Genomic DNA, 8,702 nt, shown 5'->3' with positions numbered 1-8,702 from the left:
TCGACAGACCCCGCCGACGGCCCGGCAATGCCTCCCGCTCACAGGCCGTGGCGGGGTAGGTCGAGCGGGATCAGCGCGGTTGGGGGAGGCGCTCGTTCGGGGGTGCTCGATGGGAACGCCTGCTGCGCGGCCGGGGGCCACCACTCGGCGCGTCTACGCGCTGGGCTCGTTGGCGGCGATCCTGTTCGGCTACGACAACGGGATCATCTCGGCCGCGATCTTGTTCATCCCGCACGAGCTGCCGTTGACACCGCTGCTCAAGGGCACCGTGGTCAGCGCGACGGTCGTCGGTGCGATGGTGGGCGCGGTCGGCAGCGGGCCCGCCGCCGACCGGCAGGGCCGGCAGCGGGTGCTGCTCGCGGCCGGGGTCGTGTTCACCGCGGGAGCTCTCGGCGCCGGGCTGGCCACCTCGGTCACGGCGCTGGTGCTGTTCCGGTTCGTCATCGGCCTGGGGATCGGCATCGCGTCGGTGGTCGTCCCGCTCTACCTGGCCGAGATGGCACCCGCGGGAGCTCGCGGTGCGGTCACCTCGCTGAACCAGTACATGATCATCGTGGGGACCGCGCTGGCCGCGGCCACCGGGTACGGTTTGGCCTTCGTCGGCTCGTGGCGGTGGATGATCCTCATCGGCGTGGTCCCCGCGGTGGTGCTGGTCGTCGGACTGCTCGCGGCTCCGGACACCCCGCGTTCCCTGGTCCGGCGCGGACGTCCGGAGCAGGGGCGCACCCTGCTGGTCGGCCTGCGCGGCGACCAGGCCGCCGCCGACCGCGAGCTCGCCGAGATCACCACGCTGGAACGCCAGCAGCGCGACGCCGAACTGGGTGCCCGGATGTCCGCGGGCTGGGTGCGGAAATTGTTGCTGCTCGGTGCGCTGCTGGCGGTGTTCCAGCAGATCACCGGGATCAACACGATCGTCTACTACGCGCCCAGCGTGCTCACCGGGTTCGGCGTCTCCGAGGTCACCGCACTGCTGTTCACCTTCCTGAACGGGCTGCTCAACATCGCGACGATCGCGATCGTCGTGCGGGCCAAGATCGTCGACCGGCGAGGTCGAAAGCCCGTGCTGCTGGCCGGTTTGGTCGGCATGTCGGCGAGCCTGTTCGCGGTGGGGCTGGCCGCGCTGCTGCTGCCGCCCGAGTCGCCGGTGCTGTTCGGCATCGCGGTGGCGGCCTTCGTCGTGTTCACCAACACCTTCTCGGCCACCTGGGGGCCGGTGCTGTGGGTGGTGCTGGCCGAGATCTTCCCGCTGGCCATCCGCGGCACCGCGATGGCGCTGGCCACGCTGTTCAACTGGTTGACCGACTTCTTCGTCTCGCTGACCTTCCCCACCTTCACCGCACTGGTCGGGGCGGGCGTGGTGTTCCTCGCCTACGCGGCGGCGGGGGTGATCATCTTCCCGATCGTCTGGTGGGCGGTGCCGGAGACCAAGCAGCGCAGCCTCGAATCGCTGGAGCAGCAGTTCCGCGGGGGAGGCCGCTGATGCGGGCGATGAACCGGCGCCAGTTCGGCAAGCTCGCCCTCGCCGGTGCGGGATCGGTGCTGCTCGGGGACGTGCCGCGCGCCGCCGAGGTCCGGGCTGCGGAACCGGCCGGCGGCTTCTTCGTCACGACGTTCACCGACTACGCGTCCACGATCAGCACCAACAGCACCGGCGACCTGTGGCCGACGTGCTGGGCCGACGACGACCTCGTCTACACCGCCAACGGCGACGGCCAGGGCTTCGGCGACCAGCCGATGGCTCCCATCGTGGCGAACCGGATCGCCGGGACCCCGGAGACCGGGCTGCGCGGCGAACGGCTCGCCGCGGGCGAGGCGATCGCCAAGGTGCACGCCGATTCGAAGCTGTACAACCCGAAACCCACCGGGATCGTCGCGGTGGACGGCAACGGCGACGGCCGCGACGAGCTGTACCTGGCCGTGCAGGACCTGCGCTTCGCGCCGGCCGCGGCGGCCTTCGACGACGCCCCGAACGCCAGCATCGTCAAGTCCGATGACTACGGGCGCACCTGGCAGCAACCGGCCCAGCCGATGTTCACCGACCACGTGTTCACCACGATCATGTTCCTGGACTTCGGCCGCAGTCAGGAGCACGCGCGCGAGCTCGGGCCGCAGGACGCCGGGTACGTCTACGCCTACGGCCTCGACCACAACTGGCGCGACTCCTACACCGGTGCGGTGCCGTCCCCGACCAGCCTCTACTTGGCGCGGGTGCCGCGCGACAGCATCCAGCAGCGCGAAACCTGGCGGTTCTACGCGGGAACCGGGGCGAACGGTCCGCAGTGGACGGACCGGATCGAGGACAAGGCGCCGGTGCTCACCGACGAACGGCGGCTCTACACCGATCTGCTGGTGTCCGGGCGCCGCAACCTGAGCGTGCTCTCCCAGGGCGGCGTGCTCTACAACGCCCCGCTGCGGCGGTACCTCTACACCTCGTGGACCGAGTACACCTTCGAGTTCTACGAGGCGCCGACGCCGTGGGGGCCGTGGCAGCTGTTCATGTCCAAGGACTTCGGCGCCCAGCCGTGGTTCGGCCGTCCCGGCCGGATCCGGTTCGACCCGGTGCCGGGCGGCCACGACATCCCGATGCCGGAAGCGGGGGAGCCGCAGCCCGCGTGCTCCGGTCCGAAGAACGGTGGCTACGCCTGCACCGTGCCGGCCAAGTTCGTCTCGGCCGACGGAACGCGGATGTGGGTGCAGTCCAACTGGTTCCTGGGAGTGGCGTGCGGGCTGCCGAACTACACCTTCTCGCTGCGGCAGCTCCAGGTCTTCCCGCGCCAGCTGGGCGATCCGCCGGCCAACCCGCCCGATCCGCACCGCAACCTCGCGCGCGGCGCGGACGTGTTCCCGATCGAGAAGACCGCCCACTTCGGACGCGGCGACTTCTTCAACAACGGGATCCGGGAGGAGAGCGAGGACAGCTTCGACGGCACCCGCAAGCAGTTCGATTTCTGGGGCTACATCTGGCGCGACCAGCGCTGGCTCGACCGCGTCGTCTACACCACCGGGAACATGTTCTCCGACGGCGGCTGGTTCGCCCGCGACCTGGCCGTGCAGGTGCGCCAGGGGAGCAGCTGGGTGGACGTCGGCGGACTGCGGATCGCACCGGCCTACCCCTACGACAGCACCGCCGGCCCGCACGGCACCTACACCCTGGCCTTCGACCCGATCGTCGGCGACGGGGTCCGGATCACCGGGGTGCCGGGCGGCTCGGCGTTCTTCACCTCGATCGGCGAGCTGGAGGTCTACTTCGGCGGATGATCAGGCCGGGTTCCTGCGCCCCACGAGGTGGAAGACGCGGCTGAGCCCGCGGTAGGGATCCCGCCGGCTGGCTTCGAGCTCGACCTCGGCCGCCGCCGCCACCTGCTCGGCGTCGTTCGGATCCAGCTCGGTGCCGCTGAAGTCGAGCCAGTCGGTGAACAGCCAGCCGCCGTACCAGCTCACCGGTTCCACGCCGCGGCTGCGCAGCTGCTCGCTGAGCTCTTCGAGGCTGTCGGCTCGAGTCGGCACGCCCAGCACGCCGATCTCGTGCCTGGCGTCGAACGCGGCGAGGGCGTCGTCCCACCGCTGCTCCAAGGCCGGTCGGACGGCCATGGCGTTGGCGTTGCCGGTCAGGATCGACACGATGCCACCGGCAGCGGCGCACCGGCACAGCTGGTCGAGCAACGGCTCCGGCTGCTCCAGGTAGCCCAGCACGCCGTGGCACAGCACAGCATCGAAGCGCTGACCGCTCACCGCCCCATCGGCCTCGCGGCCGTCGGCCTGCACGAGCCTCACCCGGGACCGGACCTCATCGGGCAACCGCTGGAGTCGCTGCCGCGCTTTGTCCAGCATCGCCGCCGACGGGTCCAGCAACGTCACCTCGTACCCGGCTCGGGCCAGCGGAAACGACTGGTGGCCGGCACCTCCGCCCACGTCGAGCACCGCGGCCGGGGGAGCGGGCAAGTGCTCTAGAAGCTGCTGGTGCACCACGTAGGTGCGCACCAGTCCCTTCACCGTCGCGTACGCCCCATCGGCGAACTGGTCGGCCAGACCTGCCCAACTGTCCTCGCCCACAGCCTCACGGTACTGGCAACCGGTTCGTGGGACGTATTGGCGCAAAGCGCTCGCTTCAGTCGCGCGCAGCGGGCAAGATCTGCTGTCGTTCGCTGGTCGGGATCATGGGGAGGACAGCAGTGAGACCTGGTCGGTTCGGCCGCTGCGCAGCGGCGTTGGGGACGGCGGTGCTGGCCACCGCCGCGCTGTCGGGGACACCGGTGAGCGCGGCACCCGCCACCGTGGACGTCCGGCTGATCGCGTTCAACGATCTGCACGGCAACCTGGACCCGCCCGCGGGCTCGTCGGGACGGGTGACGCTGCCCGACGGCAGCACCGTCGACGCCGGAGGTGCGGCCTACCTGGCCACGCACCTGGCCCAGCTTCGCGGTGAGGTGACCAACTCGGTGGTGCTCTCCGCAGGCGACAACATCGGCGCCTCGCCGGTGAACTCGGCGCTGTTCCACGACGAGCCGACCATCGACTTCCTCAACGAGATCGGTGTTTCCGCGGCCGTCGTCGGCAACCACGAGTTCGACGAGGGCTACGCCGAGCTGCAGCGCATCCAGGACGGCGGCTGCCACCCCAAGGACGGCTGCCAGTTCCGGGACACCTTCGACGGCGCGGACTTCCCGTACCTGGGCGCGAACGTCACCTTCGACGACGGCCGGCCCGCGCTGATGCCGTTCAGCGTCCAGCAGGTCCAGGGCGTGCCGATCGGCATCATCGGTGTGACGCTGGAAGACCTGCCCGCGATGGTCACCCCGGACGCGGTCAAGGGCCTGAAGTTCGGCGACGAGGTCGAGGCCATCGACCGCACCGCCGACCTGCTGGACCGGCTCGGCATCAAGACGCAGGCCGTGCTGCTGCACCAGGGCGACAACACCGGAGGCGGCGGACCGGACGACTGCCGCGTGGCACCGGGCCCGGCCTCGGAGATCGCAGCGCAGGCCTCGCCGAAGGTCGACGTGATCTTCAGCGGCCACAGCCACCAGCAGTACAACTGCGTGATCGACGACCCGGCGGGCAACCCGCGCACCCTGCTGCAGGGCGCCTCCTTCGGGCGGCTGCTGTCGGTGGCCGACCTGAAGATCGACCGGAGCACCAAGGACGTGGTGCGCCCGGAGACCCAGGCGCACAACCGGATCGTCACCCGCGACGTGCCGCCGGACCCCGCCGCGCAGAAGCTGGTCGACGAGTCCACCGCGAAGGCCGCCCCGATCGCCAACCGCAAGGTCGGCACGATCACCGGCGACCTGCTCCGCGAAGGCGCCCCGTCCGGCGAATCACCGCTCGGCGACGTGCTCGCCGACGCGCAGCTGGCCGCGACCGAGGCCAACGGCGCGCAGATCGCGATGACCAACCCCGGTGGCATCAGGACCGACCTCGTGCACGCCTCCTCGCCGGCTGGTGAGGGCGACGGCGTGGTGACCTACGGCGAGGCCTACGCGGTCCAGCCTTTCGGCAACGTGATGCAGACGATCACCTTGACCGGCGAGCAGCTGAAGAACGTCCTGGAGCAGCAGTGGCAGCCGGAAGCCACTCGCATCCTGCAGGTGTCCTCCGCGCTGCACTACACCTACTCGGCGTCCGCGCCGGTCGGGTCGAAGGTCTCCGACATCACCATCGCCGGGCAGCCGGTCGACCCGAAGGCGAACTACCGGGTGTCGGTGAACAACTTCCTGGCCGCGGGCGGCGACGGGTTCACCGAGTTCACCGGCGGGACCGAGGTGACCGGCGGGCCGGTCGACCTCGACGCGCTCGTCGACTACTTGGGCGCGCACCCGGACATCGCCCCGCCGCCGGCCGACCGGATCACCGCGGCGCCGTAGCGTCCCGAGGCCGGGGAGCCGTCATCGGCGCCTCCCCGGCCTCAGCGCGGAGTTCGCGGAGCTCGTCGCGCAGGCCGCGCACCTCGCCGAGCAGCTGCTGGACGACGTCGCCGCCGTCCTCCTGCTGCTCCGCGCGCTCGTGGCTGACCTGCGCCTCCATCGCCGACACGGCGACCGCGATGAACAGGTTGAGCACGGTGAACGTGGTGACCGCGATGTAGGCGATGAAGAAGATCCAGGCCAGCGGCTCGGCTTCCATGACGGTGCGCGCCACCTCCGACCAGCTCTCCCCGGTCATCACCTGGAACAGGGTGAACAGCGAGCTGCCGAGGTCGCCGAAGTACTCCGGGGCGATCCCGCTGAACAGCTTGGTGGCGATCACCGAGCCGACGTAGAGGATCAGCACGAGCAGCGCGGCGATCGAGGTCATGCCGGGCACGGCGGTCAGCAGCGCGCCGACCACGCGGCGCATGTTCGGCACCGCCGAGATCAGGCGCAGCGCGCGCAGGATGCGCAGGGCTCGCAGGACGCCGAAGTTCCCGGTGCTGGGCAGCAGCGAGATGCTGACGATGACGAAGTCGAAGCAGTTCCACGGATCGCGGAAGAACCGCCAGCCGTGGGCGTAGAGCCGGGCGGCGAGTTCGACGGTGAACACCGCGAGCACGATCCGGTCCACCGCGTGCAGCAGCCACCCGTAGTCGTTCACCAGTGCCGGTGAGGTCTCGCATCCGAGGGTGATCGTGTTGACGAGGATGATCGCGATGATCACCCGCTGGAACGCCGGTGCGTCGACCAGCATGCGGACGCGTTCACGCGTGTTCACCGAAACTCCTGGTGGGGCTTGTTCTCGACGGAAGACGTTGATCAACTTAGCGGCTCGGTGCCGACGAACATTGCACCCGATGCCCGAAGCGTCGGCGGGCACGCAGTGCGGTGAACCGGACGTTGACCGCCCGAACGTGTGATCGGGATCAACGTTCTCCGGCTGCGCGAGGATCGTCACCGGCTATACTGCGTGTCCCTTTTCTCCACTTCACTTCGAGGAGTGACGGCTTCAGTGCCTGCGGCACATTCCCCCGACGGGGGTAGTACCGAGCCGGGGTGCCATCCCGGCGTTTCTGAGCTTGTGCGCGGCTGCCCGCGAGGTGGCCGGTGATCGAAATCTTGTTGGCCGTTCTCGGCCTCGCCTTCGTCGGTGTGCTGACGGTGGGCACGGGTTTGGCGGTCGCCGCTGAGTTCTCGTTGACGTCGTTGGAGCGCAGCACCGTTGATGCCCACGTCAACGCGGTGGGTGACAAGCGCTCGAAGGCGGTGCAACGGGCGCACCGCACGTTGTCGTTCCAGCTTTCCGGTGCTCAGGTCGCGATCACGTTGACCACTTTGGTCACCGGTTACGTGGCCGAGCCGTTGATCGGTGAGTTGATCCGTCCGGTGCTGGTGGCGGTGGGGTTGCCGGCCGCGGCGGCGGGGGCGGTGTCGTTGACGTTGGCGATCTTGTTGGCGACGGCGTTGTCGATGGTGTTCGGGGAGATGGTCCCGAAGAACCTCGCCATCGCACGCCCGCTGGCGACAGCCCGCGCCGTGTCCGGTTACCACGCGCGGTTCTCGCAGGTGTTCCGCTGGTTGATCGATGGGATGAACAACAGCGCGAACTGGGTCGTACGCCGATTCGGCGTCGAACCCCAGGAAGAGCTGCGATCAGCACGGTCTCCGGAGGAGCTGGGGTCGATCGTGCGGTCCAGTGCCGAGCACGGGACTTTGGACGAGGCCACGGCCGAGTTGATGGACCGCTCGCTGCGGTTCGGCGAACGCACCGCCGAAGAGCTCATGACCCCACGCGTCCGGGTCGAGTCCCTTCAGGTCGGTGACAGCGTCGTGGAGTTGCTGGACTTGGCGCGGCGGAGCGGGTTCTCGCGATTCCCGGTGCACGGTGGGGATCTCGACGACATCCACGGCGTCGTCCACGTCAAGAAGGCTTTCGGACTGCCCGCTGAGGAGCGCGAGCGGGTTCTCGTCGGGTCGCTGACGCAGCCCGTTCCCACGGTGCCGGAAAGTCTGGAAGGCGATGCGCTGCTGGAGAAGCTGCGCGGTTCGGGCCTGCAGCTGGCCATCGTGGTCGACGAGTACGGCGGGTCCGCTGGCATCGTGACGCTGGAGGACGTGGTCGAGGAGATCATCGGCGACGTCCGCGACGAGCACGACCGCGGTGAGCTGCCGACGGTGCGGCAGATGGCCGACGACACGTGGATCGTCTCCGGTCTGCTCCGGCCCGACGAGCTGACCGAAGCGACCGGCATGGCGATGCCCGACAGCGACGACTACGAGACCGTCGCCGGGTACGTGCTGAGCGAGCTCGGCCGGATTCCCGCCGTGGGCGACGAGATCATCGCTGACGGCTGGGAGTTGACGGTGTCCAAGATGGACCGCAACCGCATCGCCGAGCTCCGCCTCACCGGCCGACCGGCCACTGTCGACGGTGGGGAGGACGAGCGATGAGTGATGGGTTCGCGATTCTGCTCGGTGTGGTGCTGTTGTTGTTGAACGCGTTCTTCGTGGGTGCGGAGTTCTCGTTGCTGTCCTCGCGCCGGGACCGGTTGGAGGCGTTGGCTGCGCAGGGCAAGTCCCGGGCGCGTGTGGTGATCAAGGCGAGTCAGCAGGGCTCGTTGATGCTCGCCAGTGCCCAGCTGGGGATCACCCTGTGCTCGCTGGGGTTGGGGCGTCTTGGTGAGCCGGCGGTGGCGCACCAGTTGGAGGTGCCGTTCACGGCGTTGGGGATCCCGGAGGCCGTGACGCACGTGGTGGCGTTCGCGATCGCGTTGGCGCTGGTCGTGGTGCTGC

Annotated in this window: 7 protein-coding genes; 5 read left to right on the top strand and 2 right to left on the bottom strand. The window is 69.4% G+C overall.

The window, feature by feature from the left end:
- The first annotated feature begins 109 nt into the window (after positions 1–109).
- Both OU415_RS37275 and OU415_RS37270 read left to right on the top strand, forming a co-directional pair.
- Positions 110–1,480 carry a sugar porter family MFS transporter gene (locus OU415_RS37275; RefSeq protein ID WP_270954459.1) on the top strand — a complete coding sequence of 457 codons (1,371 nt, stop codon included), beginning with the start codon at positions 110–112 and terminating at the stop codon, positions 1,478–1,480.
- Positions 1,480–3,258, top strand: a complete 1,779-nt coding sequence (locus OU415_RS37270) for a DUF4185 domain-containing protein (RefSeq protein ID WP_270954457.1) — start codon at positions 1,480–1,482, stop codon at positions 3,256–3,258. The genes OU415_RS37275 and OU415_RS37270 overlap by 1 nt, the downstream gene beginning before the upstream one ends.
- Here the strand turns inward: OU415_RS37270 and OU415_RS37265 are convergent, their stop codons facing one another.
- The gene (locus OU415_RS37265; protein ID WP_270954456.1) at positions 3,259–4,053 is read right to left on the bottom strand and encodes a class I SAM-dependent methyltransferase; all 795 of its coding nucleotides are present in this window, start codon (positions 4,051–4,053) and stop codon (positions 3,259–3,261) included. It lies immediately after the preceding gene.
- 155 nt (positions 4,054–4,208) lie between these two features.
- Here OU415_RS37265 and OU415_RS37260 point away from each other — a divergent pair, with 155 nt between their 5' ends.
- Positions 4,209–5,864, top strand: a complete 1,656-nt coding sequence (locus OU415_RS37260) for a bifunctional metallophosphatase/5'-nucleotidase (protein ID WP_408641996.1) — start codon at positions 4,209–4,211, stop codon at positions 5,862–5,864.
- On the opposite strand, the gene OU415_RS37255 is transcribed toward OU415_RS37260, so the two are convergent.
- The gene (locus OU415_RS37255; RefSeq protein WP_270954453.1) at positions 5,848–6,687 is read right to left on the bottom strand and encodes an ion transporter; all 840 of its coding nucleotides are present in this window, start codon (positions 6,685–6,687) and stop codon (positions 5,848–5,850) included. The two genes, OU415_RS37260 and OU415_RS37255, sit on opposite strands and share 17 nt — an antisense overlap.
- 332 nt (positions 6,688–7,019) lie before the next feature.
- Here OU415_RS37255 and OU415_RS37250 point away from each other — a divergent pair, with 332 nt between their 5' ends.
- Positions 7,020–8,360 (top strand): hemolysin family protein, encoded by a 1,341-nt coding sequence (locus tag OU415_RS37250; RefSeq protein WP_270954460.1) that lies wholly within the window; start codon positions 7,020–7,022, stop codon positions 8,358–8,360.
- On the top strand, positions 8,357–8,702 hold a 346-nt coding region (locus OU415_RS37245), incomplete at its 3' end, for a CNNM domain-containing protein (RefSeq protein ID WP_270954452.1). The genes OU415_RS37250 and OU415_RS37245, both read left to right, overlap by 4 nt.

This window comes from Saccharopolyspora oryzae (assembly GCF_027853915.1).
Taxonomy (GTDB): Bacteria; Actinomycetota; Actinomycetes; order Mycobacteriales; family Pseudonocardiaceae; genus Saccharopolyspora; species Saccharopolyspora oryzae.
The sequence above is the reverse complement of the archived record's forward strand: the minus strand, read 5'-3'. Positions and strand labels throughout refer to the sequence as shown.

Coding starts and splice junctions, on each gene's coding strand:
- OU415_RS37270 (WP_270954457.1), top strand. CDS start 1,480: ATGCGGGCGATGAACCGGCGCCAGTTCGGCAAGCTCGCCCTCGCCGGT.
- OU415_RS37275 (WP_270954459.1), top strand. CDS start 110: ATGGGAACGCCTGCTGCGCGGCCGGGGGCCACCACTCGGCGCGTCTAC.